The 26,654-nt window shown below is 71.1% G+C and carries 20 protein-coding genes and 1 riboswitch; of the genes, 9 read left to right on the top strand and 11 right to left on the bottom strand.

The window, feature by feature from the left end; all coding sequences use genetic code 11:
- Positions 1–76: 76 nt before the first annotated feature.
- The 4 genes from OHB41_RS27215 to OHB41_RS27200 all read left to right on the top strand — a co-directional run bounded on the left by OHB41_RS27215 (position 77) and on the right by OHB41_RS27200 (position 4,016).
- Positions 77–931 carry an SDR family oxidoreductase gene (locus tag OHB41_RS27215; RefSeq protein ID WP_266700774.1) on the top strand — a complete coding sequence of 285 codons (855 nt, stop codon included), beginning with the start codon at positions 77–79 and terminating at the stop codon, positions 929–931.
- Positions 932–1,174: 243 nt separating this feature from the next.
- The gene (gene rarD / locus OHB41_RS27210) at positions 1,175–2,101 is read left to right on the top strand and encodes an EamA family transporter RarD (RefSeq protein WP_526025063.1); all 927 of its coding nucleotides are present in this window, start codon (positions 1,175–1,177) and stop codon (positions 2,099–2,101) included.
- Between the two features lie 366 nt (positions 2,102–2,467).
- The gene (locus OHB41_RS27205) at positions 2,468–2,929 is read left to right on the top strand and encodes a VOC family protein (protein ID WP_266700773.1); all 462 of its coding nucleotides are present in this window, start codon (positions 2,468–2,470) and stop codon (positions 2,927–2,929) included.
- Between the two features lie 124 nt (positions 2,930–3,053).
- Positions 3,054–4,016 (top strand): M28 family metallopeptidase, encoded by a 963-nt coding sequence (locus OHB41_RS27200; protein ID WP_266706169.1) that lies wholly within the window; start codon positions 3,054–3,056, stop codon positions 4,014–4,016.
- Positions 4,017–4,022: 6 nt separating this feature from the next.
- On the opposite strand, the gene OHB41_RS27195 is transcribed toward OHB41_RS27200, so the two are convergent.
- Entirely contained in the window at positions 4,023–5,705 is a 1,683-nt protein-coding gene (locus OHB41_RS27195; RefSeq protein ID WP_266700772.1) for a tetratricopeptide repeat protein, read from the bottom strand.
- 322 nt (positions 5,706–6,027) lie between these two features.
- Between OHB41_RS27195 and OHB41_RS27190 the strand changes: the two genes are divergently transcribed.
- Entirely contained in the window at positions 6,028–6,552 is a 525-nt protein-coding gene (locus OHB41_RS27190) for a DUF6668 family protein (protein ID WP_266700771.1), read from the top strand.
- Between the two features lie 24 nt (positions 6,553–6,576).
- Here the strand turns inward: OHB41_RS27190 and OHB41_RS27185 are convergent, their stop codons facing one another.
- The 4 genes from OHB41_RS27185 to OHB41_RS27170 all read right to left on the bottom strand — a co-directional run bounded on the left by OHB41_RS27185 (position 6,577) and on the right by OHB41_RS27170 (position 11,281).
- Complete coding sequence (locus tag OHB41_RS27185) at positions 6,577–7,557, bottom strand: ABC transporter permease (RefSeq protein WP_266700770.1); 981 nt, start codon at positions 7,555–7,557, stop codon at positions 6,577–6,579.
- On the bottom strand, positions 7,544–8,515 hold the full coding sequence (locus OHB41_RS27180; protein WP_266700769.1) for an ABC transporter ATP-binding protein: 972 nt from the start codon (positions 8,513–8,515) through the stop codon (positions 7,544–7,546). Before OHB41_RS27180 ends, OHB41_RS27185 begins: the two co-directional genes overlap by 14 nt.
- Before the next feature lie 32 nt (positions 8,516–8,547).
- Positions 8,548–9,834 carry a LolA family protein gene (locus tag OHB41_RS27175; protein ID WP_266700768.1) on the bottom strand — a complete coding sequence of 429 codons (1,287 nt, stop codon included), beginning with the start codon at positions 9,832–9,834 and terminating at the stop codon, positions 8,548–8,550.
- Between the two features lie 436 nt (positions 9,835–10,270).
- Complete coding sequence (locus tag OHB41_RS27170) at positions 10,271–11,281, bottom strand: polyprenyl synthetase family protein (RefSeq protein WP_266700767.1); 1,011 nt, start codon at positions 11,279–11,281, stop codon at positions 10,271–10,273.
- Between the two features lie 335 nt (positions 11,282–11,616).
- On the opposite strand from OHB41_RS27170, the gene OHB41_RS27165 reads away from it, so the two are divergent.
- Both OHB41_RS27165 and OHB41_RS27160 read left to right on the top strand, forming a co-directional pair.
- Entirely contained in the window at positions 11,617–13,737 is a 2,121-nt protein-coding gene (locus OHB41_RS27165) for a CocE/NonD family hydrolase (protein ID WP_266700766.1), read from the top strand.
- Between the two features lie 607 nt (positions 13,738–14,344).
- Positions 14,345–14,453: riboswitch (cyclic di-AMP (ydaO/yuaA leader) on the top strand.
- A gap of 22 nt (positions 14,454–14,475) precedes the next feature.
- The gene (locus OHB41_RS27160; protein WP_266700765.1) at positions 14,476–15,243 is read left to right on the top strand and encodes a LysM peptidoglycan-binding domain-containing protein; all 768 of its coding nucleotides are present in this window, start codon (positions 14,476–14,478) and stop codon (positions 15,241–15,243) included.
- 106 nt (positions 15,244–15,349) lie between these two features.
- On the opposite strand, the gene OHB41_RS27155 is transcribed toward OHB41_RS27160, so the two are convergent.
- The 3 genes from OHB41_RS27155 to OHB41_RS27145 form a co-directional block, all read right to left on the bottom strand.
- Positions 15,350–16,168 (bottom strand): HAD family hydrolase, encoded by an 819-nt coding sequence (locus OHB41_RS27155; protein ID WP_266700764.1) that lies wholly within the window; start codon positions 16,166–16,168, stop codon positions 15,350–15,352.
- Between the two features lie 283 nt (positions 16,169–16,451).
- Entirely contained in the window at positions 16,452–17,654 is a 1,203-nt protein-coding gene (locus tag OHB41_RS27150; RefSeq protein ID WP_266700763.1) for an FAD-dependent oxidoreductase, read from the bottom strand.
- Between the two features lie 27 nt (positions 17,655–17,681).
- Complete coding sequence (locus tag OHB41_RS27145) at positions 17,682–18,932, bottom strand: carboxylate--amine ligase (RefSeq protein ID WP_266706167.1); 1,251 nt, start codon at positions 18,930–18,932, stop codon at positions 17,682–17,684.
- Between the two features lie 246 nt (positions 18,933–19,178).
- On the opposite strand from OHB41_RS27145, the gene fahA reads away from it, so the two are divergent.
- Positions 19,179–20,384 carry a fumarylacetoacetase gene (fahA, locus tag OHB41_RS27140; protein ID WP_266700762.1) on the top strand — a complete coding sequence of 402 codons (1,206 nt, stop codon included), beginning with the start codon at positions 19,179–19,181 and terminating at the stop codon, positions 20,382–20,384.
- Between the two features lie 120 nt (positions 20,385–20,504).
- Here fahA and recQ read toward each other — a convergent pair whose 3' ends face one another.
- Entirely contained in the window at positions 20,505–22,487 is a 1,983-nt protein-coding gene (recQ, locus tag OHB41_RS27135; RefSeq protein ID WP_266706165.1) for a DNA helicase RecQ, read from the bottom strand.
- Positions 22,488–22,777: 290 nt separating this feature from the next.
- On the opposite strand from recQ, the gene OHB41_RS27130 reads away from it, so the two are divergent.
- Complete coding sequence (locus OHB41_RS27130) at positions 22,778–23,377, top strand: hypothetical protein (RefSeq protein ID WP_266700761.1); 600 nt, start codon at positions 22,778–22,780, stop codon at positions 23,375–23,377.
- A 56-nt stretch (positions 23,378–23,433) separates the two neighbouring features.
- Here OHB41_RS27130 and nuoN read toward each other — a convergent pair whose 3' ends face one another.
- Positions 23,434–25,083, bottom strand: coding sequence for an NADH-quinone oxidoreductase subunit NuoN (nuoN, locus tag OHB41_RS27125; RefSeq protein WP_266700760.1), 1,650 nt, complete (start codon positions 25,081–25,083; stop codon positions 23,434–23,436).
- Positions 25,080–26,651: an NADH-quinone oxidoreductase subunit M gene (locus OHB41_RS27120; protein WP_266700759.1), complete on the bottom strand. Its 1,572-nt coding sequence runs from the start codon at positions 26,649–26,651 to the stop codon at positions 25,080–25,082. The genes nuoN and OHB41_RS27120 overlap by 4 nt, the downstream gene beginning before the upstream one ends.
- Between the last annotated feature and the right edge of the window lie 3 nt (positions 26,652–26,654).

The raw sequence follows: 26,654 nt of genomic DNA, 5'->3' as shown, positions 1-26,654 counted from the left end.
CTTCAAAGTGGGTACTTTCTCAGAGTTAGCGCATCCCCTAGGGTTAGTGACAGACCACCCCACAAGGAGCTGACCCATGAGCATCGTCGTCACCGGAGCCACCGGACACCTCGGCCGCCACGTCGTCGAAGGACTACTGGAGAGGGTTCCGGCCGACCAGATCACCGCCGTCGTCCGCGACCCGGAGAAGGCCTCCGGCTTCGCGGCCCGCGGCGTGCGGATCGCGGTCGCGGACTACAACGAGCCCGAGACCTTCGACACCGTCTTCTCCCCCGGCGACAAGGTGCTGCTGATCTCCGGCAACGAGTTCGACAAGGGCCGCGTGCACCAGCACCGAATCGTCCTCGACGCCGCCAAGGCCGCCGGGGTCGCGCTCTTCGCCTACACCAGCGCCCCGGGCAGCCTGACGGCCGCCCTCGCCGACGACCACCGCGGCACCGAGCAGGCCATCGCCGACTCCGGCATCACCTACACTCTGCTGCGCAACGGCTGGTACAACGAGAACTACACCGAGAACCTCGCCCCGGTCCTCGAGTACGGCGCCGTCACCCAGGCCGCCGGGGAGGGCAGGATCGCTCCCGCCGCCCGCGCCGACTACGCGGCCGCCGCCGTGGCCGTGCTGACGGGCGAGGGCCACGAGAACAAGACCTACGAGCTGAGCGGCGACACCGCCTGGGGCTTCGCCGAGTACGCCGCCGAGGTCGCGAAGCAGTCCGGCAAGGAGATCGCCTATCACCCCGTCTCCGTCGAGGCCTTCACCGGCATCCTGGCCGGGGCGGGCCTGCCCGAGCCCCTCGCCGCGATCATCGCCGGCGTCGACGCGTCCATCGAGAAGGGCGAACTCGCCGCGACCGGCGGCGACCTGTCCCGCCTGACCGGCCGTCCCACCACGCCGATCGCCGAGTCGATCGCGGCGGCCCTGAAGGGCTGACCCCGCCCGGACACCGGCCCGTCACCCCGCCACCCCCGCCTGTCATGACCGTATGGCGATACGGACATGACAGGCGGGGGTGTGCGGCGCTACCTTCTTGGAGGCTGCACGGGAGCAGCTGTGCGAGAGAGAGGGCCGGTGGCCGTGCAGCACCAGGCGAGGAGCGCAACCGGCTCCACAAGTTCCAAGGCAGCCAGGAGCGAGCAGCGCATCGGGCTGCTGAACGGCTTCGCGGCGTACGGGATGTGGGGCCTCGTCCCCCTTTTCTGGCCGCTGCTCGAACCCGCCGGGGCCCTTGAGATCCTCGCCCACCGGATGGTGTGGTCCCTTGGCGTGGTCGGTGTCGCGCTGATCGTGATGCGGCGCTGGGCCTGGCTCGGCGAGCTGTTGCGGCAGCCGCGCAAGCTCGGGCTGATCACCGTCGCGGCGGCCGTGATCACGGTCAACTGGGGCGTCTACATATGGTCCGTGAACAGCGGGCATGTGGTCGAGGCGTCCCTCGGGTACTTCATCAATCCGCTCGTCACCATCGCCATGGGCGTCCTGCTCCTCAAGGAGCGGCTGCGCCCGGCGCAGTGGGCGGCCGTCGGCGTCGGCCTCGGCGCGGTGCTCGTCCTCACCATCGGGTACGGGCGTCCGCCGTGGATCTCCCTCACGCTCGCCTTCTCGTTCGCCACGTACGGGCTGGTGAAGAAGAAGGTCAACCTCGGCGGCATCGAGTCGCTCGCCGCGGAGACCGCGGTGCAGTTCCTGCCCGCGCTCGGGTACCTGCTGTGGCTCGGGGCGAAGGGGGACGCGACCTTCGCCGCGCACGGGGCGGGGCATGCGACGCTGCTCGCCGCGACGGGGGTGGTGACCGCGGTGCCGCTGGTCTGCTTCGGCGCGGCCGCCATCCGGGTGCCGCTGTCCACGCTGGGGCTGCTCCAGTACCTGGCCCCCGTCTTCCAGTTCCTGCTCGGGATCCTGTACTTCCATGAGGCCATGCCGGCCGAGCGGTGGGCCGGGTTCGCCCTGGTGTGGCTCGCGTTGTCGCTGCTGACGTTCGACGCGTTGCGGACGGCTCGGCGGGGGGCGCTTGCGCTCCGCGGGAGGGCCGGTGTCGTCGAGGCCGGTGTCGTCGGCCCCCGTGCGGCCTCGGCCGACGCGGCTTCTGCGGACGCGAAGCCGTAGTCCTGCCGTCGGGTTTCCTCGCCCCCGCCGCCCCTACCCGACCCGTCCTGTCCCTGGGGCACCGCCCCAGACCCCGCCAAGGGGCTGCGCCCCCTGGACCCCCGCTCGCCCGAAGGGCTCGTCCTCAAACGCCGGACGGGCTGACATGCATGACCCCGGGCGTCAGCCCTCGAGGGCGCCCCATCAGCGCGGGCCCGCATCTCCAGCCCGTCCGGCGCTTGAGGACAAGGCCCTTAAGGCCGAAGCGGGGGTCTGGGGGGAGCACCCAGGGACGGGTCGGGTAGGGGCGGCGGGGGCGGAGAAAAGTCGGGGCGGGTCCGGCGGTTGCGTTGCCCCGTCGTGGACGGAACCACTATGAGTGGCTCCATGACCCACACCCCACCCCTCCACTGGAAGCTCGTCATCGACGCAGCCGACCCCCACGCCCAGGCCGACTTCTGGGCCGCAGCCCTCGGCTACCAGCTCGAGGACAACAGCGCCCTGATCGAACGTCTCCTGACCCTCGGCGCCGCCCCGCCGGAGGCCACCGTCGAGTCCCACGGCCGCCGCGCCTGGCGCGACCTGATCGCCGTACGGCACCCGGACGACCCGTACGAGGAGGAGACCGGAATCGGGCAGGGCCGGCGGCTGCTCTTCCAGCGGGTGCCGGAACTCAAGTCGTCGAAGAACCGGCTGCACCTCGACGTGCACGCGGGCCCCGGACGCCGCGCGGAGGAGGTGGCCCGCCTCCAGGAACTGGGCGCGGGCGTCCTGCGGCACGTCAAGGAGCCGGGCGGCGAGTGGGTGGTGATGGCCGACCCCGAGGGGAACGAGTTCTGCGTGCAGTGACGTACGGGCCGTCCGACGCGGCCGGATCGCGCTCTTGACGTCACGTCAGCCCCAGCTTCACCATCAGGCACCCCATTCACTGTGGAATTCCCCTGGAATCCCCATGGAATTCGGAGCCCCCCACATGAAGCTCTCCGTTCCCGGGCGCGTCACCTCGGCCGCGATCATCACGGCCGTCACGCTCCTCACGACCGGTGCGATATCCGGCGCGGCGCCCGCCCTCAGCCCCGCAGCCCCCACTGCCGCGGCCGCCGCTCCCGACATCCCCGTGGCCAACGTCAAGAGCCACCTCGCCCAGCTCCAGTCCATCGCCACCGCCAACGGCGGCAACCGCGCGCACGGCCGCACCGGCTACAAGGCTTCCGTCGACTATGTGAAGGCGAAGCTGGACGCGGCCGGATTCACCACGGTCCTCCAGCAGTTCACGTCCTCCGGCCGCACCGGCTACAACCTGATCGCCGACTGGCCCGGCGGCGACACGGGCCACGTCGTCATGGCCGGCGCGCATCTCGACAGCGTGACGGCGGGTCCCGGCATCAACGACAACGGCTCCGGATCGGCCGCGATCCTGGAGACCGCGCTCGCCGTCTCCAGAACTCAGTACCAGCCCACCAAGCATCTGCGGTTCGCCTGGTGGGGCGCGGAGGAGCTGGGCATGGTCGGCTCCAAGTACTACGTGAACAACCTGTCCTCGGCGAACCGGGCGAAGATCAGCGACTATCTGAACTTCGACATGATCGGCTCGCCGAACCCCGGCTACTTCGTCTACGACGACGATCCCACCATCGAGAAGACCTTCAAGGACTACTTCGCCGGCCTCGGCATCGCGACGGAGCCGGAGACCGAGGGCGACGGCCGCTCGGACCACTCGCCCTTCAAGAACGTGGGCATCCCGGTCGGCGGTCTCTTCAGCGGCGCCGACTACATCAAGACGGCGGCGCAGGCGGCGAAGTGGGGCGGCACCTCGGGGCAGGCCTTCGACCGCTGCTACCACGCGTCCTGCGACACCTCGTCCAACATCAACGACACGGCGCTGAACCGGAACGCCGACGCGCTGGCGTACGCGGTGTGGGGACTGTCCTCCTAGCGGTCCTCAGTTCGCGCTCTCGCCGGCACGCGCGCGGGCGCGTTCGGCGAGGCGCCCCATGCGGGTGCGGGCCGATTCGAGCTGTTCGAGGTCGTCGGCGGCGGGGCCGCCGTCGGCCACGAGCCCGGTCCACACCTCGATCAGAACGCGTCCGAGGTTCATCCCCTGCGCGGGATCACGGACGGCGCGCCAGGCCGTGGCCGCGCTCTGCACGTTGCCGTACGCCGCGTCCGGGTCCCGCTGCTGACGCCGGACCCGGGCGAGGTCGAGCGACAGATGGAACGACCTGAGCGCGTCACCGGCCAAGTAGGCGATGTACGCGGAGAGTTCGCCCAGCCGCAGCACCTCGGGATGGTCGGGTCCCAGCGTCCGTGCCGCGTCCGCCACGGTCCGCTCGGCCATCGTCGCGGCCTCGTCGATCCTGCCCTCCTTCACGGCTTCGTTGATCCGTGTCACGGGCTCCGCGAGGAACGCGGCGCCCTCTGTCTCCACGACCGGTGTCAGCACCGACTCGGCGACGGCGTCGAAGCCCCGTGCCGGCGTGGGCTTCGGGTCCGGCTCCGGCTCCATCACGGCCATGGCCTCCGCGGCCAGCGACGGATGCCGGGCGAAGACCACTCCGGCCGCCGGGGTGGCCCGTGTGGGCGCAGGCGGCAACGGCTCGGGGGCGGGCGGCATCTCGGGTGCCGGGCCGAACTCGCCTGTCGGGGCGACCGCGACACCGGGCCGGGCGCCCGCCACCGGCCCCTGGACCACGCGCAGGACGTGCGTCGACGGGGCCTCGGGCCAGACCGTGGGCTCCGGGAGGGGCCCCGATACGGGCTCCGGCCCGGGCACCGCGTCGGAGACCGGCTCGGGCCACACCGGAGCTTGAGAGACCGGCTCGGGGACCGACTCCGAGGGCCGGTCCAGGGGCCGATCGGAGAGCCGATCCGGTACCAACTCCGAGGCGCGGTTCGAGGGCTGATCCGGCACCAACTCCTTGGCCCGGTCCGAGAGCCGATCCGGGTGCCGATCCGGTACCAACTCCGGGTCCGGCGCCGGGACTCGCTCCGGAACCGCCGCCGATCCCGGCTCCGGGCCGGCTTCCGGGACCGGCCGGGCGACGGGGTCCGGAGCCGGCTCGGGAAACGGCCCGGAAACAGGATGCGGACCCGGCTCGGGAAGCGGCTCGGGAAGCGGGTCCGCCGCGCGCTCGGGTGCCGGCCCGGATGCCGGGTCGAGCGCCGGCTCGGGCGACCGGTCCGGGACCGGCCGCAACGCCTGCGTCCCGGCGTCCTTCCCCGCCACCGCCTCCGGTGGCGGGGAGGGCGGCAGGACGGACGGCCGTGGCGGCAGAGGCGGAGCCGGCGGCGGCGTACCCACCCGTACCGGTTCGCCCGCATACCGGCTCGACCCGTCGCCGTACACCTGAAGCGGGACGACGAAGCCGATGCGTTCGTCGTGGACCCGGGCGAGGACGGGGTGCCCGGTGGCGCGGGCGATCCGGTGGAGGTGGTTCAGGACGGCGCCCTGGACGGTCTCACCGGGCGTGACGGCCAGCGGCACGCCCCCCACGGTGGCGCCCAGGGCGGACGTCGGCACATGGACCTCGAGGGCCGGCGCCGGCTCGCCCGCGTGTCCTCCCGGGACGGCCGCCGAGCGCTGCCGCTTGAGTTCGCGCTTCTGTTCGCGGGTGAGTCGAGACATTGGTTCCCTCACTCGGGGGTGATCAGGGGAGGGTGATCAGGGGAGAACGGAGCCGCGGACCACCCGGTTCACGGGATCGGTCCGGCGCCGGACACAGCCAAGGCGGCAACGTGCTCGTACGCATCCTCGACTCCCTCCTGCGGGCCCGTCGCCGTGGTGCCGGCCCAGCCTCCCCACCAGTCTCCCGGTTCCCGCCCGGTCCCCGCGTCACCATGGCGTCACAGGCTCGTTCCAGGAACCCGTCCCCCGCTGCTTAACCTGTCGGGGCGCCGTGAACTCCGGCGCGTCACGACCGGTGCGCCGATGACGGAGGAGACTGGCGATGGGAATCGCGCGGCAAGGGCCGGACGGGCCCGAGATCTGGATCCGCGGGCCGGTGGGCGAAGCGGCGCCGCCGCGGGCGGAGCACGGACAGGTCCTCACGGGAGCGCGGCGGTTCGCCTGGGTCGCCACCCACGGCGGGGCCGGCACCTCGACCCTTGCGACGGTCTTCGGCGGCCAGGACGCGGGACGCGACTGGCCGAGGGCCGACCCCGACGAGCCGTGGTCGGTCCTTCTCGTCGGGCGTACGCACGCGTCGGGGCTGGAGGCCGTCTCGTACACCCTGGACATCTTCCGCCGGGGCGAGGCGCCGCCGGGGCTCGACCTCGAAGCGGTCGTTCTGGTGGCGGACGCGCCGGGCCGGCTGCCTCGCCCGCTCGCCCAGCGGGTCAAGGCGCTGGCCTCGGTGGTCGACGTCCACCAGGTGCCGTGGGTGCCTGCCTGGCGGATCGGCGACCTCGGTGCCGAGCCGCCGCGCGAGAGCGCCGCGCTGGCCCGGCTGACCGCGACCGCGGCGCGCCCCTGAGGTTCCCGGCTCCGGCCACCGGTTCTACGCGGTGATGTCCTTCGCCATGAACCGTGCCCAGGCCGCCGAGCCGAACACCACCGCGTACAGGCCCTGGAGGCCGAGGTTGCGGACGAGGTCGTCCCAGTACACCGGGTCGCGCATGAGGTCGGCGAAGGACAGCCAGTAGTGGGAGAAGAAGTACGGCTGGAGGGCGTGCAACTGGGGGATCTGATCGAGGATCTGGACGGTGATGAGGAGCCCGACCGTCGTCGCCATCGCCGCGATACCGCTGTTGGTCAGCGTCGAGACGAACAGTCCGAGGGCCGCCACGCCGATCAGTGACGCGGCGACGACCAGTGCGATGAGAAACGCCCGGCCGAGCCCCTCGGCCAGGCTGATCCGCGTTCCGGAGATCGTCGTCAGCTCGCCCAGCGGGAAGAGGAGCGCGCCCACCGCGAGCGCCGAGACCGCCACCACCACCGTCGCGACCAGGCAGAACGCCATCGTGGTCGCGTACTTGGTGAGCAGCAGACGGGCCCGTCCCGCGGGGGCGACGAGGAGATAGCGCAGGGTCCCGGCGTTCGCCTCGCCCGCGATGGCGTCGCCCGCGATGACGCCGATCGCCATGGGCAGGAAGAAGGGCAGTGTCGCGGCGAGCGCCGTGAACACGAGGAACAGGCCGTTGTTGGTGACCTGCGCGATGAACGCCGGTCCCCCGCCGCCTCCACCGCCCGCCGACGAGCCGTCCCGTGTCTCGATCCTGATGGCGACGCCGATGAGGACCGGTACGGCCGCGAGGACGCCCAGCAGCGCGAGCGTCCGCCAACGCCGGAAGGTCGTGACGAGTTCGCTGCGCAGCAGCCCGAACGTCCACAGGGCGCGGGGCGTCCGCACGGCCGGCGTCCCGCTCCCCGGGGCCCGCGTCCCGCCCTGCGCGCCCGACGCCCTGCTCTGCGCGCCCGACGCTCCGGTCTGCGCGGCCCGCGCCCTGCTCTGCTCGGCCGGCACGTCAGCCCGCGACATCGAATCCCTCTCCCGTCAGCGCCAGGAACGCGTCCTCCAGCGAGGCCCGTTCCACCCCGAAGCCCCGTACCCGGACGCCCGCCGTGACCAGCGCGGCGTTCAGTTCGGCGAGGTCGTGGTCCCGGTCCGGGGGCTCGGCCGTCACTCCCGTCTCGGTCACCACCACGTCCCCCACCCCCTGTTCCTTCAGGACGCGCGCCGCGTCCCCGGGGTCGGGCGTGGTCACCACGAGGCGGCCCCGCGCGCCGGCCGCGAGATCGGCCACCACGCCCTGCGTGACCAGTCGCCCCTGCGTCATCACGGCCGCATGGGTGCACACCTGTTCGATCTCGTCGAGCAGATGCGAGGAGAGGAAGACGGTCGTGCCGTCCGAGGCCAGTTCGCGTACCAGGGACCGGATCTCCCGCATGCCCTGCGGGTCGAGGCCGTTGGTCGGCTCGTCCAGGACCAGCAGCCGACGCGGCTGGAGGAGCGCCGCCGCGAGCCCGAGCCGCTGCTTCATGCCGAGCGAGTACGCCTTGGCCTTCTTGCCCGCGGCGGCGGTGAGTCCGACCCGGTCGAGGGCGGACGCGACCCGCGCGCGCCGGGTGCGCGGGTCGGCCGTCGGGTCGGCGGCGTCGTACCGCAGGAGGTTGTCGCGGCCGGAGAGGAAGCCATACAGCGCGGGCCCCTCGATGAGAGCGCCCACCTGCGGGAGCACCGCGCGGCCGGCGCGGGGCATGGCGCGCCCCAGGACCCGCGCCGTGCCCGAGGTCGGCTCGATCAGGCCCATCAGCATGCGGATGGTGGTGGTCTTGCCCGAACCGTTCGGCCCGAGGAAGCCGAAGACGCTGCCCGCCGGGACGGTCAGGTCGAGGCCGTCGACGGCGAGCTGCCCGCCGCGGTAGCGCTTGGTGAGCGCACGGGTGGCGATCACCGTCTCCACCATGTCCGGTTCCGCGGCGGACAGTTCCTCCATGGGCTCCCTCGATTCGAGCTTCACGGACGCGCCTACTGGGCGGCGTCGGCCGCCTTCACCAGCGCGGACTTGGTGACGGCGCCGGCGTACACCTTGCCGTCGTCCGTGATCAGCGCGTTGATCAGGCGGGTCGAGAAGACCGTGCCCGAGCCGAACTTGCCGGAGACGTGGTCGCCGAGCGAGTCCAGGAACCCGGAGACGGGGCTGTTGCCGGACGCGGAGCCCGAGGGGACGCCCTGCCCGCCCGTGTCGAACTCGACGATCGAGCTCCAGCCCTCACCGACGGTCTTCATGCCGTCGAGCCCCTTGCCGAGGTCCTCACCGGACTTCGGGGAGCCCTCCGGGAGCTTGCCGTGCCGGCCCTCGTCCTTGTTCGCGCCCTTGTCGCTCTTGTCCTGGCCCTTGCCGAGTTCCTTGCCCAGGTGGTCGCCCTCGGTGACCTTCGCGCCCTTCGGCGGGGTGAAGTCGAACGTCGAGGCGGCCGGCCTGGAGAAGTCGACCTTGGTGAAGCCCGCGTCCACGACGGCCGCGCCGCCGCTCGCCGGCGTCAGCGTGAACTTCAGCGGCACCCCGGTCTTCGCGTCCACCGCCACGCTGATCGCCCCGACCGTGGAGCCGGACTGCCTGGGCTTGATGAGGAGCTTGTAGGCGTCCCGGCCCGCGACCTGCGCCGTGCCGTCCACGGTCACGGAGGTCGTGTCGTCGACGGCCTTCAGGGCCTCGTCGGCGAGCTGCTTGGGCGTGCTCGGGACGTCCTCGGGCGCAGCCCCGCGCCGCTCGTCGGACGCGGGCGCCGTCGAGTGGTACACCTCGTTCGACTTGCTGTCGTACGCCCACACGTCGTCGCCGTTGCGGATGACGCTGTACTCGGCGGCGTTCTCCAGCAGGGAGACCTTGCCCTTGTCCGGGCCGTCCGCCGCGACGCGCAGTGTGTGCGTGCCTGAGGCCAGCTCCATGAGTTTGGACTGGGGGTCGGCGGAAGAGCCGTCCGAGCCCTGGGCGGCGCCGGACATCAGGCTGTTCTCCAGACCGCCCAGGTCGGGCAGCCCGAGGTCGGTGCTGATCTTGACCGTGCCGGAGAGCTGCTGGACGTCGGACTTGGCGATCTTCTCGACGAGCTGCTGCGCGGTGATCTTCGGCAGGCTGGGGTCACCGGAGTCGGCGAGCGCCGGGACGAGCCCGATGGTCACCGCCGCCACCCCCACCACCGCGACCGGGACGACGTACCGCGCGGCCTTGCGGCGGCCGGCGCGCATCTCGTCGGCCTCGTCGCGCAGCCCTTCCGCCCCGGCGGTCCTGTCGGATTCGTTCGGTGCCATGTGTGCCTTACCTCCGTCGTCGGCGGCGGCCTGCCATCCTGCGCTTCCCCACCCCTATAGCCGCCATTCTCACCCGAACCGGTGAGGAGTGGTCCTCTCCATATGACCAAATCGGGCGGAGAGATGCGTCAGACCCCGGACGCAACTCCACGTACTCCTGCGGTATGACACGGGGAGGCCGTGTCTCCCGCGACCCGTAGGGGTTGCCGAGGAGTCGCCTCGCACGCGTCGCGGTCGGACGCGACCCGTCGAGGCGTCCCGGAGCCGGGCTTCACGAACGTGTACTCGATTCTCCGCCGAGCGGGGCGAGACGTCCCGCCGGGCGAAGGCTCCCTCCATTATGTGATACGCATCACACGGGGGGAAACGGTCGGTCCGCCGGCCGACACCCGCGCGTACACCGCCGCGGGCGCCCGGAACCGGCGCGGCGAAGGCGTCAGCCCGCCCGGTGCACCACCGCGTCCACGAGCTCCACCAACGCCGCCTTCGCGTCGCACTCCGGCAACGGAGCCACCGCGGCCCGAGCCTCCTCCGCGTACCGCACGGTGTCCCGCCGCGCCTGCTCCAGCGCCGGGTGCGCCCGCAGCCGGGCCAGCGCCTCGGCATGCCGGTCGTCGTCCGTGAGATCGGAGTCCAGCAGCTCGCACAGCGCGATGTCCTCGGCGAGACCGAGCCGCTCCGCCCGCTCGCGCAACCGCAGCACCGGCAGCGTGGGGATGCCCTCGCGCAGATCCGTCCCGGGCGTCTTTCCCGACTCGTGCGAGTCGGACGCGATGTCCAGCACGTCGTCCGCGAGCTGGAAGGCCACGCCCAGCCGCTCCCCGTACTGCGTCAGCACGTCCACGACCGTCTCGTCGGCCCCCGACATCATCGCGCCGAAACGGCACGCCACGGCGACCAGCGAGCCGGTCTTGCCGCTCAGCACGTCGAGGTAGTGGTCGACCGGGTCCCGCCCGTCGCGCGGCCCCGCCGTCTCCAGGATCTGTCCGGTGACCAGCCGCTCGAACGCCTCGGCCTGGACGCGGACGGCCTCGGGCCCGAGGTCGGCCAGGGTGTGCGACGCGCGCGCGAAGAGAAAATCGCCGGTGAGGACGGCGACCGAGTTGCCCCAGCGGGTGTTCGCGCTGGGCACCCCGCGCCGCGCGTCGGCCTCGTCCATCACGTCGTCGTGGTACAGCGTGGCGAGATGGGTCAGCTCGACGACCACGGCCGAGGGCACGACACCCGGCGCGTAAGGGTCACCGAACTGCGCCGCGAGCATCACGAGCAGCGGACGGAACCGCTTCCCGCCGGCCCGCAGGAGATGCTGCGCGGCTTCCGTGATGAAGGGGACCTCGCTCTTGGTGACTTCGAGCAAGCCCTCCTCGACAGCCGCCAATCCGGCCTGGACATCGGCTTCGAGAGCCTGGTCCCGCACGCTCAGCCCGAACGGCCCGACGACGGTCACGAGAGGTTCTCCTGTCTGCTGACGATCACATGGCGAACTCGGTCGATCATTCGGTCGATGACACGGTTTGTCGATGTGTCGCTGCCATCACTCAAGTCAGCGTATCCGGTCACGTTTCGATCACCACGAGCGCCCACCGTCCCCACTGTCGACTTCCTCCCGACTTCCCTCTCGCCCGCCGTCCGATGTCTCCCGCGAGGAAGGCAGTCCCATGTCCGGGCGACTGCCTGTCACGGACGGTATGTTCGTGATAGGCCGATATGGCAGCAGATAAACCGAATCACCCGCGCGCACCGAGGACACCGAGGACACCCACCGAGGACACCGAGAAGAGCATGCACACCCGTACGGCCTTCCCCTACGAGACGACTCACGAGGACCTCTGGATCCCTCTGGCGGACGGCACCCGGCTGTACGCACGCATGTGGCGCCCGCTGACCGGGGAACCCGTCCCCGCCCTGCTCGAATACCTCCCGGACCGCCTCAGCGACGCGACCGCGCCGCGCGACGCGCAGCGCCATCCCTGGTACGCGGGCCACGGCTACGCCTCCGTCCGGGTGGACGTCCGCGGCCACGGCAACTCGGAGGGCGTGCCGGCGGACGCGGAGACCACCGAGCCGGCCGACGGCGTGGAGGTGGTCCACTGGCTGGCCGCCCAGCCCTGGTGCAGCGGCCGGGTCGGCATGTTCGGTCTCTCCCGGGGAGGCGTCACCGCCCTCCGGATCGCGGCCCTCGCCCCCGAACCGCTCGGGGCGCTCGTCACGGTCTGCTCGGATGACGACCGCTTCGACCACGGCATCGAGCACGGCATCGAGCACGGCATCGACGGCGCGGGAGGCGCCGTCCCCACCACCGGCGCGCACGCCCGCGCGGCCGCGGCACTCGCCCACGTCGCCCGCCCGCCGGACCCCGCGTACGTCGGCCAGGTGATGTGGCGTGACATGTGGGTGAAGCGGCTGGAGACGGTGGACCCGTTCATCCGTACGTGGCCGTCGCACCCGGCCCAGGACCCGTACGGGAGCAACGGCGGCGCCCACGAGGACGGCTCCGTGATCCGTGCGGCCGTCCTGGCGGTGGGCGGCTGGCACGACCCCTACCGTGACTCGGTGCTGCGCCTGGTCCAGAGCCTCCCGCCGGACCGCGTACGAGGCGTGATCGGCCCCTGGTCGCACGCGTACCCGGACCAGGACCGCCCGCCCGGCCCGGCGATCGGCTTCCTCCAGGAGACGCTCCGCTGGTGGGACCACTGGCTCAAGCCGCACGGCACGCGCACCTCGGCGGGCACGGACGCCGGCTCCTCGACCGGCACGGACAGCCGCACAGTGATGTCCGAGCCCCTTCTGCGTGCCTACGTCATGGACGCGCACCCACCGGCGACGACGTACGCCTCCCTGCCCGGCCGCTGGGTGGGCGACGGCGCCTGGCCCTCCCCCTCGGTCACCCCCGTCGCGTACGCGCTCCGGGGTGCGCCGGTGCTCGTGCGCTCCCCTCAGCACACCGGCGTGGACGCGGGTCGCTTCCGCCCCACCGGAGGCGACGCGGACCTGCCGCCGGACCAGCGGGAGGAGGACGCGAGATCCGCCTGCTTCGAGTTCGAGGTACCGGGAGAGACCTGGATCCTGGGCCGCCCGAGCGTGCGCCTGCGCATGACCTCGCACTCGGCCCGGGGCCAGGTGATCGCCCGGGTGTGCGACGTGGCCCCCGACGGCGCCTCGACCCTGGTCACTCGGGGTGCCCTGAACGTGCCGGTGCGCGACGGCGGCGATCAGGCGGCCTCCTGGAGACCGGGCACCACGGAGGACGTACGTTTCGACCTGGACGCCATCGGCTACGCCGTCCCGCCGGGCCATCGCATCCGTCTCTCCCTCTCCTCCGCGTACTGGCCGTGGATGTGGCCCGAGCCGGGCTCGGAGGCCGGCTTCACCCTGGATCCGTCGGGCAGTTCCCTCGAACTCCCGGTACGGGCGAGGCAGTCGGACCCCACGATCACCTTCGCGGAGCCGGAGCACTCCGTACCGCTCGGGGTGGCCTCCGCCGCCACGCTCGACGAACCACGCCCGGAACGCCTGGTCGTACGCGACATGGCGAAGGGCGAGTGGCGCCTGGAAGTCGTCCCGCGCCACTGCGGCACCCGCGTCCACCCGGACGGCCTCGAGCACACGGAGGACGCACTGGAGACGTACTCCGTCCAGGAAGCCGGTCCCCTGAGCGCACGCGCCCACTTCTCCTGGTCGATCCGTCTGCACCGCCCGGAACCGGCCTGGGACGCGAGGATCGAGGTCCGCTCCGAAGTCACCTGCGACACACGGGACTTCATCACCTCAAGCGAGCTGGTCTGCAAGGACGGCGACGAGGTGGTCTTCCATCGGACATGGGAGCGGAGGATCCCGCGCACGACGGGACAGGGCCCCGGCGGCGCCATCGGCGATCCCGCGGAGCGGAGCGCGGACCGCTGAATTCCTGACGAACCCCGGCAGGGACGCCCGCCCGCTTCCACGGGTGGCCGGGAGACGGTCGCCCGCCTCGGCAGCACCGGGGCGGAAGCGGTGGTCGGGATCAACAGGCCATACACAGAGCCTGAGTTCGACCTTCATCCCGACATGAAGCGGCACGAATTTCCCGAACACCGTCTCCACAGGCTCCACTTCAGGCCCGACGGGGACCGGCTCCCCCACGGGGACCCCGCCACGGACCCGTCCCTACGAGCGGTGCGCCCGGCTCCGATCGGGGACTCAGCGGCCTCTTATCCGCGCCTTATATGCCCGACTTGCCTTCATTGCCGCTTTATTCCTGCGGCATGGAGTGAGTTGGGTCACGCCCGAAGGTCATCTACTCCGCAGCCCCGCCGAGCGACTACCCGTTTGCATAAGCCAAGTTGAGCGAAGCATTCCGGATTAATCGGGCAATTCATCTGCCCTTATGTCCTGGTGAAAACGATCTACACCGCGACATCAAGGCTTGTTCCGGACATGTGCTCTCGCATACCTTCACGTCACTCCGGACGGATCGCCCAATCCTGCCGCCGACCGGAAACCCACACCCGACCACACACGCACGGCAGGAGCGGGGGACCCAGGTAAGCCGCCGATCCGAAGTCCGGAACGGCTAGGGGTGAAGTCGCACTCAGCGTGCGGCCGGGCAGCTCCCGCCCGAACCCGACAGCTCACCTCGCAGGCGCCGGAGAGGAACACGTCATGGCCGCAGCAGGTAGACACTGCCACCCGAAGACCCGCAGCACCCTCGTCCGCGGCATTCTCGCTGCGGGCACGGGCGCGGCGGTACTCGCCCTCCCGCTCCTGGGCGCCACCTGCGCACAGGCCGCCACGGGCGCCTCCGACGTCAAGCTCGTCACGTACAAGGTGGTCACGGGCGACACCCTGGCCAAGATCGCGCGGAAGTACCCCTCCAGCGGCGGCTGGAAGAAGCTCTACGAGGCCAACAGCGCGGTCATCGGCCCCAACCCGTCGGCGCTCCGTCCGGGCCTCACCCTGACGGTCGGGACGCAAACCGTCCAGAACATCGCAAAGTCGACAAAGGTCACGGAAGCGGTCGCCAAGACCACGACGGTCAAGACCACGGCCGCCAAGACCACGGCCGCCAAGACCACGGCCGCCAAGACCACGGCCGCCGCGAAGACGTACACGAATGACCTCGACGGCTGGATCAAGCAGTCGCTGGACATCATGGCCAAGAACGGAATCCCGGGCACGTACAACGGCATCCACCGCAACGTCATGCGGGAGTCCTCCGGAAACCCCAAGGCCATCAACAACTGGGACTCCAACGCCGCCGCCGGTATCCCCTCCAAGGGCCTGCTCCAGGTCATCGACCCCACGTTCAAGGCCTACCACGTGGCCGGCACGTCGTGGGACTCCTACGACCCGGTCGCGAACATCACCGCCGCCTGCAACTACGCGGCGGCGAAGTACGGCTCCATCGACAACGTCAACGGCGCCTACTGACCGGACGCCACGCAACCGGGGCGCCGGACCGGACATCCGGCGCCCCCGGAAGCCAGGACCCCGGGAAACCGGGCCCACGGCAAACCGAGGCCCCGGGAAATCGGGGCTACGGAGCGGAGAGCGGGAACAACCGCTCCAGTACCACCGCGATCCCGTCGTCCTCGTTCGACAGCGTCACCTCGTCGGCCACCGCCTTGAGCTCTGGGTGGGCGTTGGCCATGGCGACCCCGTGGGCGGCCCAGTCGAACATGGGGATGTCGTTGGGCATGTCACCGAAGGCGACGGTGGCTTCGGAGGCCAGCCCGAGATGGGCGGCGGCGAGAGCCAGCCCCGTCGCCTTGGTCACCCCGCATGGCTGGAGTTCGACCGTGCCGGGCCCCGACATGGTGACGGTGGCCAGAGAACCCACCACCCCCCTGGCCGCCGCGGCCAACTCGTCGTCGGACAGCAGCGGGTGGCGCAGCAGCACCTTGCTGATCGGCTCCGTCCAGAGGTCGTCACGGCGTCCGACCCGTACCGCGGGAAGCGTCGGGTGCGGCATCACATAGCCGGGTTCGATGAGTGTCAGTCCGTCCGCGCCGTCCTGGTCCACCGCCGCGTACAGCAGCCCGACCTCCGCCTCGATCTTGCCGAGCGCCGTCTCCGCGAGTTCCCTGTCCAGGGTCACCGACCACAGCAGACGGTCCTCGCCCGCGTCGTAGAGCTGCGCCCCCTGTCCGCACACCGCCAGTCCCGTGCCGCCGAGTTCGGCGAGGAGCGGGCGCACTCTCGGCGCCGGGCGCCCCGTCACGACCAGATGTCGGGCACCCGCCTCCACCGCCCTCGCCAACGCGGCCCGGGTGCGGTCGGAGAGTGTGTCGTCGCCGCGGAGCAGCGTTCCGTCCAGGTCAGTGGCGATGAGTGAATATGCAGTCGGAGCGGCCATGATCCGAAGAATACGGATCCGGCGACTCATCGGCCCGGCGTGAACCGGACGACGTCCGGTATCCCGTCAGCAACGCCGTTCACCGCACGGACCACGCGCGACGGACGGCGTCGCACCGTCCGATCCGCCGCGCCGGGCGCCCGGAAGCGCCGCGACGCCGGCTCCAACACCCGCCGCCGACCGCCTGGTTACGGACTGCGATCGTTCGGTCACTTCCTGGTGACGCGGGGGCCGTGGTCCCCCGCCACCACCCCCACCGCCGTCCCGAGCGCCCTGCGTCACCTCAACCGTGAGCCGCCGCCAGGTGCTTGGCCAATCGCGGCGAGGCGAACTCCGTCCCGCACACGAACCGCATCACGGGCCCGTACGAGGCCGCCGCGGGCAACCCCGTGAAGTACAGCCCGGGCACCGAGGACCGGTATCCGGCACCGAGCTTCGGAGTGCCGCGGCTCACCGCCAGCTCCGTCCGCAACGCGTGTCCCAGGAAGTCCATCGCCGCGAGGTCGACGCGATAGCCCGTCGCCGCGATGACGTGGTCGGCCGCGAGTTCCTCGGCCGAACCGCCCAGGGTGCGCACGGAGAGCACCGGGCGGCTCCCGGAGACCGAGGCACGCTCGATCCGGGCGATCTCGCTGACCTCGACCTTGCCCTCGAAGCGGTCCCGGAGCCACCACGCGCCGAGCGGGCCGAGCACCCGGCGGACGAGATAGTGCCGGGTCTCGGCGGGCAGGTAGCGGTAGGGATGCGGGTAGTAGCTCAGCGCCCACAGCGACCAGGCGCGTCCGAAGGGCGACTCCGGGCGCAGCTTCGGCTGCCCCCAGGGCGGCGCGCCGAAGGCGACCCTGCCCCGGCCCCGGGACACCACGCGCACCTGCGCGCCCGCCTCCGCCGCGAGTGCGGCCGTCTCCAGGGCGGACTGTCCCGCGCCGACGACGATCAGTTCCTTGCCGGAGAACCGGGTGAGGTCATGGTGCTGGGAGCTGTGCGAGACGGGGCCGGTGGGCGCCGGTCCGTCCGCCGCCGCCTCACCGAGCTCGGGCGGCAGATGGGCGAGGCCGTACAGTCCGGTGGCCACGACGACCGCCCGCGCCGTGAACGACTCCCCCGAGTCCAGCTTCAGCTCGAAGCCCTCGCCGCCTCGCCGGTCGACGGAGACGACCCGTACCTGCTCCAGCTCGGGCACGAGCCGCTGCTGGAACCACTCCCCGTACGCGATGAACGTCTCGACCGGGATGATGTCCTCGTCCGTGACGAGCCGCGGTATCCCGGCAGCGTCGCAGTAGTCACGGAGTGTGTGGCCCTCCTGCGGGGCGTCGATGCTGGAAGCGGCCGGGGTCGACTTGAGGAGCATTCCCTCGGGCATGTGGTCGCGCCAGCTCACCATGGGCCTGCCGAAGACGCGCACCGGGATGCCGCGCGCCCGCAGATGGGCGGCGGTGGACAGGCCGAACGGGCCCGCACCGATGACTGCTACCGGATGAATCACGAAGTCCCTCCCCAGGACGTTCTTCCGTCACTTCGTGGTCGTGCTGGTACCGCTGCCGCGGCGGTTGGTCCGCCACAGCTGGTAGAGATGTCTCGCGCCCGGCCGCACGAAGCGCGCGAGCATCGTGAAGAACGGCCGCAGGTCGTCACCCGCGAGCCAGGCCAGCTCCGTACCGCTCGCGCGAGTCGGCGCGTGCGGGGTGGTGTAACCGCTGCGCCGGTAGGCGAGCAGGGCCGGCAGGTCTATGTTCTCCACGATGTACCGGTGACCGGCCCGCTGTTCCCCCTCGGGAACGGTGCGACCGGTCAGGTCGAGATGCATGGCCCGGACGACGTCGATCCCCGACTCGCTCTCGAAGAGCCGGAACTGTGCACCCATGCGGGGGTTGAAGTCGAGAAGCTTGTACTGCCCGTCGCGGCGGTCGAAGCGCAGGTCGAGGTCGATGACGCCGCTGAAGCCGATCTGTTTGATGAAACGTGCGGCGAGGTCCGCGAGTTCCGGATTGTCGACGACGTACGCGTTCGCCGTCATGCCCGCGTGCGGTGGCCAGGAACGGACCTTCACGCCCGTGAACATCGCGAGCGGCGTCGAGTCCGCGTCGAAGTACGCGTGCACGATCCAGTCCTCCGCCTCCTCCCGGGGCAGGTACTCCTGGAGGATCACACCCGGGTGCCCGCCCCAGTCCCGGGCGAGCGCCAGCAGCCCCTCACGGGTCGCGATCCTCGTCGTCCCGTTGACCGCGGGGCGGCTGCGGCGCACGAACGCCTCACGGTTCTTGGCCACGAGAGGAAAGCGGGCCGAGGCCGCGAAGCGCTCGATCTCCTCGTACGACTGCGGAAAGGCGGCCGCCGGACTGGGAATGCCGTGCTCCACGCACAGTTCGTGCAGGCCCTGCTTGCTGGCGAGGCGGCGGGGCAGTTTGGCGTCCACCCGGGGAAAGAGAAAGCGCTCCGCGAGTTCCTCCTGATGCTCCGCTATCAGGACGGCGGCCTCCTCGTCCGTCGGGACGAGCACCGTCGGCCGTCCTATGCGACGGCCGATCCGCAGCAGCCCCTCGACCAGGCGCTCCGGCTCCTCCGTCCCCGTCGTCGGCCAGACGAAGGCACGGCGCAGATAGCGTGAGGCCGCGGCAGGCGTGTAACGGTCCTCGGTGATCGCGTACATCGGAATGCCCAGGCGGCCCAGGCTCCGTATGGCGCCCACTCCACCGTGGTGCAGCGGATAGTCACCGAATTTCACTATCAGCCCCGGAACGTCCCGGTCGGCGTCGACCGGCACTCCACTGACGCCCCTGGCCACGGGTCCCCCCACGTGTCCCCCCTACGGACCGGACCCACCCCGTCCATGTCCCCAAAGGACGCTAAGCCGGAATTGCCGCGTCCGACAAGACCTATTCGGACATTGCGAACTCTTTAGGCACTGCCACAGCACGGTCACTCCCCCGTAACGTGTGCCGCGACCACACGGAACGCGTGGAACACATGGATCACGGCGCGTACGACCACGAAAGCGAGGCACCACCCGATGCCCCCCTTCGATGTCCCCGAGGGCGATCCCTTCGGCCCGCACAACCTCCCCTACGGCGTCTTCTCCCGGGCCGGCTCGTCCGAACGGAGCGTCGGTGTCCGGCTCGGCGACCACGTCCTCGACGCGGGCGCGGCGGCCCTGGCGCTCGGCTCCCCGTACGCCGAACTGCTCGCGCGGCCGACCCTGAACCCGCTGCTCGCGGCGGGCCGCACGGCCTGGTCCGACGTGCGTCGCGCGCTGACGGCCTGGGTGACGGTCCCGGCCCACCGGGAGACCGTGGAGCCCCATCTGTACCCGCTCTCCGAGGTGACCCTGCACCTCCCGTTCGAGGTCGCGGACTACGTCGACTTCTACGCCTCCGAGAACCACGCCCGTAACGTCGGACAGATCTTCCGCCCCGACGCCGCGGACTCCCTCACCCCCAACTGGAAGCATCTGCCGATCGGCTACCACGGCCGCGCGGGCACGGTGGTGGTGTCGGGTACGGAGGTGGTGCGTCCGTCGGGCCAGCGCAAGGCCCCCACGGATGCCGTGCCCGCCTTCGGACCGTCCGTCAGGCTCGACATCGAGGCGGAGGTCGGGTTCGTGGTCGGCACCCCCTCGCCCCTCGGTACTCCGGTGCCCCTCGCCGACTTCCGCGACCACGTCTTCGGCCTCTGCCTCCTCAACGACTGGTCGGCGCGCGACATCCAGGCCTGGGAGTACGTCCCGCTCGGTCCCTTCCTCGGCAAGTCCTTCGCCACCTCGGTGTCGGCGTGGGTCACCCCGCTCGACGCGCTGGACGACGCCCGTGTCGCGCCTCCGGCCCGCACGCACCCCCTTCTCCCCTATCTGGACGACTCCTCGGAGGACCCCGGCGGCTACGACCTCCGCATCTCCGTCGCCGTCAACGGCCACGTCGTCTCGGAGCCGCCCTTCTCCACCATGTACTGGACGGCCGCCCAGCAACTGGCCCACATGACGGTCAACGGAGCCTCCCTGCGCACCGGCGACCTGTACGGCTCGGGAACGGTCAGCGGACCCTCACCGCGGGAGCGCGGCTCCCTCCTCGAACTCACCTGGAACGGCCGCGACCCCCTCGAACTCCCCACCGCCAAGCGGACCTTCCTCGAGGACGGCGACGAGGTGACGATGACAGCCTGGGCTCCCGGCCCGAACGGCACCCGAGTCGCCCTCGGCGAGGTGACGGGCCGCATCCGCTAGTTCCCTCGCCCTCGCCGTCTTCCGCCCCGCGCCCGCCCCGGCGCGGGGGCGCCGCTCGACAGCCCTGTCCTGCGCCCCGGGATCCGGGCCTCGCGCCCGGGTCCCGGCCTCGGGCCCGGGTTACATCCAGTCCTCCGGTTCCGGCTCCGCGTCCATCTCCGGCCAGTCTGGGTCCGGCGCCTCGTCGGACGCGGGTGCCGGCGCCCCTCCGGGGGCGCCGCCCAGGGCGGCGAGCACCCCCACCACACCCTCTCCGTATGTCGCGAGCTTCTTCTCGCCCACTCCGCCGATGCCCCCGAGGTCCGCCACGGAGGTGGGCCACACCGTCGCGATCTCCCGGAGCGTGGCGTCGTGGAAGATGACGTACGCCGGGACGCCCTGTTCCCTGGCCTGCTCGGCACGCCACGCGCGCAGGGCCTCGAAGGCGGGGACGAGTTCCTGCGGCAGCTCCACAGCGGCCTTGGCCTTGCGTTCGCCCCGCGACGACGAGGACGAGGAACGGGAGACGGCGGCCTTCGGCTGCTCCTTGCGCAACGGCACGTCGCGCTCGCGCCGCAGTACGGTCCCGCTCTCCTCGGTCAGCACCAGCGTCCCGTACTCGCCCTCGACCGCGAGCAGCCCCTGAGCGAGCAACTGCCGTACGACGCCCCGCCATTCGGACTCCGACAGATCCTCGCCGATGCCGAACACGGACAGCTGGTCGTGGTCGAACTGGATCACCTTGGCGGTCCGGCGCCCCAGCAGGATGTCGACGATCTGGAGCGCGCCGAACTTCTGCCCGCGCTCCCGCTGCAAGCGCACCACCGTCGACAGCAGCTTCTGCGCCGCGACCGTGCCGTCCCAGGTCTCGGGCGGCGTCAGACACGTGTCGCAGTTGCCGCAGGCCGGGGTGTGGGGGTCCTGGCCGAAGTAGGCCAGCAGCTGGGAACGCCGGCACTGGGCCGTCTCGCACAGCGCCAGCATCGAGTCCAGGTGGGCGGCGGCTCGCCGGCGGAACGCCTCGTCGCCCTCCGAGCCCTGGATCAGCTTGCGCTGCTGCACGACGTCCTGCAGGCCGTACGCCATCCATGCCGTGGACGGCTGGCCGTCACGGCCCGCGCGGCCCGTCTCCTGGTAGTAGCCCTCCACCGACTTGGGCAGGTCGAGGTGGGCGACGAACCGCACGTCCGGCTTGTCGATGCCCATGCCGAAGGCGATGGTGGCGACGACGACGAGGCCCTCCTCGCGCAGGAAGCGCGACTGGTGCGCGGCGCGGGTGCGCGCGTCCAGGCCCGCGTGGTACGGCACCGCCTCGACGCCGTTGCGGGAGAGGAACTCGGCGGTCTTCTCGACCGAGTTGCGCGAGAGGCAGTACACGATGCCCGCGTCGCCCGCGTGCTCCTCGCGCAGGAACGACAGCAGCTGCTTCTTGGGGTCGGCCTTCGGGACGATCCGGTACTGGATGTTGGGCCGGTCGAAGCTCGCCTCGAAGTGGCGCGCGTGCGGCATGGCCAGGCGCTGGGTGATCTCCTTGTGCGTCGCGCGGGTGGCCGTGGCCGTCAGCGCGATGCGCGGGACATCCGGCCAGCGCTCTCCGAGCAGGGAAAGTGCCAGGTAGTCGGGGCGGAAGTCGTGACCCCACTGGGCCACGCAGTGCGCCTCGTCGATCGCGAAGACGGAGATCTTCGCCCGCGACAGCAGGTCGAGCGTGCTGTCCAGCCGCAGCCGCTCCGGGGCCAGGTAGAGCAGGTCCAGCTCGCCGGCCAGCAGCTCGGCCTCGACCACGCGGCGCTCGTCGAAGTCCTGCGTGGAGTTCATGAAGCCCGCGCGCACGCCCAGCGCGCGCAGGGCGTCCACCTGGTCCTGCATCAGGGCGATGAGGGGCGAGACGACCACGCCCGTACCCGGTCTGACCAGGGACGGAATCTGGTAGCAGAGTGACTTGCCGCCACCCGTCGGCATCAGGACGACGGCGTCACCGCCCGCCACCACGTGCTCGATGATCGCTTCCTGCTCGCCGCGGAAGGCGTCGTACCCGAAGACCCGGTGGAGCGTGGCCAGTGCCTCGCCCTCCCCCAGCTGCTCCGTCGCGTCCGCTTCGGTCATCACACCCGTCCCGCCCATCGTCCTGTCCCCCGTACGTCGCGCCTCGACCACTGCGTCCACGATAGGCGTCCGCGCCGACAGCCTCGGAGTTATCCACAGGCTGCGACCGGCCGGCTTCTCTGAGCATCGCTGCCGCGCCCCCGATCACTCCGCCGGGCGGCGCACCTCACCCGCGTTCCACCCGTTGGCCCCTCTCGTATGGCGGCCCCTCATGACCGCGGGACATGCTGCTCGAGCCGGCGGAGGAGCCGCAGCCGACGGACCGGCACCGTCCCGTACACCGCTCTCGCGCCTCTAGGAGTCATCGAATGTCCCAGCGTCCGCTCAGGACAGCTCTCGCCCTCGTGACGGCCGTCGCCGCCTCGCTCGCCCTGGCGGCCGCGCCCGCCCCGGCCGCGGGCGGCCCCGCGGCCCCCGTGGACCCCAGGTCCGTACGGGACCTGAACACGGCGTACCTGGCCAGCACGAAGTATCTCGACGAGTCGGCCGCCCTCGCCGACGGCTACGTTCCCTACCCGTGCTCGGCGGACCCCGCGGGCCACGGCGCCATGGGCTACCACTACTTCAACGAGTCCCGCTACGGCTCCCTCGACCCGGCGAAGCCGGGAGCTCTGCTCTTCGAGGACGGACCGGACGGAAGGCGCAGGCTAGCGGGGGTGGAGTGGATCGTGGTGGACGCGGACCAGGACATGAGGACCTCCGGCGACCGGCCTTCGCTGTTCGGCCAGAAGTTCGAAGGCCCGATGCCGGGTCACTACCCCGGCATGCCGGTCCACTACGACCTGCACGTCTGGCTCTGGAAGCACAACCCCGACGGCCTGTTCAACCGGTGGAACCCCCGTGTGACGTGTCCGGCCGTCTCGACCCACTCCGCGACGCCGACCCACACGGCCCACACGGCCCACTGAGAACGCCTCGGGCCCCGCTCCCGGAGGAGCGGGGCCCGAGGCATGGGCGGTCCCGTTCAGCGGACGAAGATGCCCGCCTGGCTCGCCAGGTCGAGGAAGTACTGCGGCGCGACTCCCAGCACCAGCGTGACCGCGACGCCGAACGCGATCGCCGTCATGGTCAGTGGCGAGGGCACCGCGACCGTGGGCCCCTCCGGCTTCGGCTCGCTGAAGAACATCAGCACGATCACCCGGATGTAGAAGAACGCCGCGATCGCCGACGAGATCACACCGACCACGACCAGCGCGCCCGCGCCGCCCTCCGCCGCCGCCTTGAACACGGCGAACTTTCCGGCGAAGCCCGAGGTGAGCGGGATGCCCGCGAAGGCCAGCAGGAAGACCGCGAAGACGGCCGCCACCAGCGGGGAGCGGCGCCCGAGGCCCGCCCACTTGGACAGGTGTGTCGCCTCGCCGCCCGCGTCGCGGACCAGGGTCACGACCGCGAAGGCGCCGATCGTCACGAACGAGTAGGCGGCCAGATAGAAGAGGACCGACGAGACACCGTCCGGCGAGGCCGCGATGACGCCCGCGAGGATGAAGCCCGCGTGCGCGATCGACGAGTACGCCAGCAGGCGCTTGATGTCGGTCTGGGTGATCGCGACGATGGCGCCGCCCAGCATGGTGACGATCGCGACGGCCCACATGACCGGCCGCCAGTCCCAGCGCAGACCCGGCAGGACGACGTACAGGAGACGCAGCAGCGCCCCGAAGGCGGCCACCTTCGTCGCCGCCGCCATGAAGCCGGTGACCGGTGTCGGCGCACCCTGGTAGACGTCCGGCGTCCACATGTGGAAGGGCACCGCGCCGACCTTGAAGAGCAGGCCCATGACGACCATCGCGGCGCCGATCAGCAGCAGCACGTCGTTGCCCATGGTGCCGGCGAGTGCCGGGTCGACGTTGGTCACCGTGCCGTCGACGACCCGCGCGATCTCGGCGTACGACACCGAGCCCGCGTAGCCGTAGAGCAGGGCGATGCCGAACAGGGTGAACGCGGAGGCGAAGGCGCCGAGCAGGAAGTACTTGACCGCGGCCTCCTGCGACATGAGCCGCTTGCGGCGGGCCACGGCGCACAGCAGGTACAGGGGCAGCGAGAAGACCTCCAGCGCGATGAACAGCGTCAGCAGGTCGTTGGCCGACGGGAAGACCAGCATGCCGCCGATCGCGAAGAGCAGCAGCGGGAACACCTCGGTGGTGGTGAACCCGGCCTTGACCGCCGCCTTTTCACTGTCGCTTCCGGGTACGGAGGCGGCCTGCGCGGCGAACGAGTCGACGCGGTTGCCGTGCGCCTCCGGGTCGAGCCGGCGCTCGGCGAAGGTGAAGACGCCGAGGATGCCCGCCAGCAGGATCGTGCCCTGCAGGAACAGGGCGGGCCCGTCGACGGCGATCGCGCCCATCGCCGCGATGTGCGCCTTCGTCGTGCCGTAGCCGCCCGCCGCCAGCGCGACCACCGCGGCGAAGGCGGCGGCGAGCGCGACGACGGACACGAACACCTGGGCGTAGTAGCGGGACTTGCGGGGGACGAAGGCCTCGATCAGCACCCCGACGAGCGCCGCCCCGATGACGATCAGGGTCGGCGACAATTGCCCGTATTCGATCTTCGGCGCGTCGATCTTCGCGATCGGCTCCGCCGCGGTTGTCCACAGGCTGTGGACGGCTACTGCGCTCACTTGGCCGCCTCCACCTCGGGCTGGGGGTCCTTTTTGTGTACGTCCGACATGGTCTGCTGGACCGCGGGGTTGACGATGTCGGTGACGGGCTTCGGGTAGACGCCCAGGAAGATCAGCAGAGCGATCAGCGGAGCGACCACCAGGAGCTCACGCACCCTGAGGTCGGGCATCTCGGAGACCTCGGCCTTCACCGGGCCCGTCATCGTCCGCTGGTAGAGGACGAGCGTGTAGAGCGCGGCGAGCACGATGCCGAAGGTGGCGACGATGCCGACGGCCGGATAGCGCGTGAACGTGCCGACCAGGACGAGGAATTCACTCACGAAGGGCGCGAGCCCCGGGAGGGAGAGCGTCGCGAGGCTTCCGATCAGGAAGGTGCCGGCGAGCACCGGCGCGACCTTCTGCACCCCTCCGTAGTCGGCGATCAGACGCGAGCCGCGCCGCGAGATCAGGAAGCCCGCCACCAGCATCAGGGCGGCCGTCGAGATCCCGTGGTTGACCATGTAGAGCGTCGCGCCCGACTGACCCTGGCTGGTCATCGCGAAGATGCCCAGGATGATGAAGCCGAAGTGCGAGATCGACGCGTACGCCACCAGCCGCTTGATGTCCCGCTGGCCCACCGCGACCAGAGCCCCGTAGACGATGCTGATCAGGGCGAGGACGAGGATGGCCGGCGTCGCCCACTTGCTGGCCTCGGGGAAGAGCTGGAGGCAGAAGCGGAGCATCGCGAAGGTGCCGACCTTGTCGACCACCGCCGTGATCAGGACCGCGACCGGGGCCGTGGCCTCCCCCATGGCGTTCGGCAGCCAGGTGTGCAGCGGCCACAGCGGCGCCTTCACCGCGAACGCGAAGAAGAAGCCCAGGAACAGCCACCGCTCCGTGCTGGTCGCCATGTGCAGCGAGCCGTTGGCGCGGGCCTGCACGATCTCCTGGAGCGAGAAGTTCCCGGCGACCACGTAGAGGCCGATGACCGCGGCCAGCATGATCAGACCGCCGACCAGGTTGTAGAGGAGGAACTTCACCGCGGCGTACGAGCGCTGGGTCGCCGCGACCTCGTCGCCGTGCTCGTGGGCCTTGTCCCCGAAGCCGCCGATGAGGAAGTACATCGGGATCAGCATGGCTTCGAAGAAGATGTAGAAGAGGAAGACGTCGGTGGCCTCGAAGGAGATGATCACCATCGCCTCGACGGCCAGGATCAGGGCGAAGAAGCCCTGTGTCGGCCGCCAGCGCGTGTTCCCGGTCTCCTGCGGGTCGGCGTCGTGCCAGCCCGCGAGGATCACGAACGGGATCAGCAGCGCGGTCAGCGCCACCAGCGCCACCCCGATGCCGTCCACACCCAGCTCGTACCGCACCCCGAAGTCCTTGATCCAGGAATGGGATTCGGTGAGCTGGTAGCGGTTGCCGCCGGGGTCGAATCGTACGAGCACGACCGCGGCCAGGACGAGTGTGGCGAGCGAGACGAGCAGCGCCAGCCACTTGGCCGCGACACGTCGCGCGGCCGGCACGGCGGCCGTGGCGACCGCTCCGAGGGCCGGGAGCGCCGCCGTCGCTGTCAGCAGAGGAAAGGACATCGG

The sequence above is a fragment of the Streptomyces sp. NBC_01571 genome, from assembly GCF_026339875.1.
GTDB lineage: Bacteria > Actinomycetota > Actinomycetes > Streptomycetales > Streptomycetaceae > Streptomyces.
This window is presented reverse-complemented; position numbering and strand designations above follow the sequence as displayed.

Excerpts from the sequence above, each read along its gene's own strand:
- OHB41_RS27215 (WP_266700774.1), top strand. The coding sequence starts at position 77 with ATGAGCATCGTCGTCACCGGAGCCACCGGACACCTCGGCCGCCACGTC.
- rarD (WP_526025063.1), top strand. The coding sequence starts at position 1,175 with ATGTGGGGCCTCGTCCCCCTTTTCTGGCCGCTGCTCGAACCCGCCGGG.
- OHB41_RS27205 (WP_266700773.1), top strand. The coding sequence starts at position 2,468 with ATGACCCACACCCCACCCCTCCACTGGAAGCTCGTCATCGACGCAGCC.
- OHB41_RS27200 (WP_266706169.1), top strand. The coding sequence starts at position 3,054 with ATGAAGCTCTCCGTTCCCGGGCGCGTCACCTCGGCCGCGATCATCACG.
- OHB41_RS27195 (WP_266700772.1), bottom strand. The coding sequence starts at position 5,705 with ATGTCTCGACTCACCCGCGAACAGAAGCGCGAACTCAAGCGGCAGCGC.
- OHB41_RS27190 (WP_266700771.1), top strand. The coding sequence starts at position 6,028 with ATGGGAATCGCGCGGCAAGGGCCGGACGGGCCCGAGATCTGGATCCGC.
- OHB41_RS27185 (WP_266700770.1), bottom strand. The coding sequence starts at position 7,557 with ATGTCGCGGGCTGACGTGCCGGCCGAGCAGAGCAGGGCGCGGGCCGCG.
- OHB41_RS27180 (WP_266700769.1), bottom strand. The coding sequence starts at position 8,515 with ATGGAGGAACTGTCCGCCGCGGAACCGGACATGGTGGAGACGGTGATC.
- OHB41_RS27175 (WP_266700768.1), bottom strand. The coding sequence starts at position 9,834 with ATGGCACCGAACGAATCCGACAGGACCGCCGGGGCGGAAGGGCTGCGC.
- OHB41_RS27165 (WP_266700766.1), top strand. The coding sequence starts at position 11,617 with ATGCACACCCGTACGGCCTTCCCCTACGAGACGACTCACGAGGACCTC.
- OHB41_RS27160 (WP_266700765.1), top strand. The coding sequence starts at position 14,476 with ATGGCCGCAGCAGGTAGACACTGCCACCCGAAGACCCGCAGCACCCTC.
- OHB41_RS27155 (WP_266700764.1), bottom strand. The coding sequence starts at position 16,168 with ATGGCCGCTCCGACTGCATATTCACTCATCGCCACTGACCTGGACGGA.
- fahA (WP_266700762.1), top strand. The coding sequence starts at position 19,179 with ATGCCCCCCTTCGATGTCCCCGAGGGCGATCCCTTCGGCCCGCACAAC.
- recQ (WP_266706165.1), bottom strand. The coding sequence starts at position 22,487 with ATGGGCGGGACGGGTGTGATGACCGAAGCGGACGCGACGGAGCAGCTG.
- OHB41_RS27130 (WP_266700761.1), top strand. The coding sequence starts at position 22,778 with ATGTCCCAGCGTCCGCTCAGGACAGCTCTCGCCCTCGTGACGGCCGTC.
- OHB41_RS27120 (WP_266700759.1), bottom strand. The coding sequence starts at position 26,651 with ATGTCCTTTCCTCTGCTGACAGCGACGGCGGCGCTCCCGGCCCTCGGA.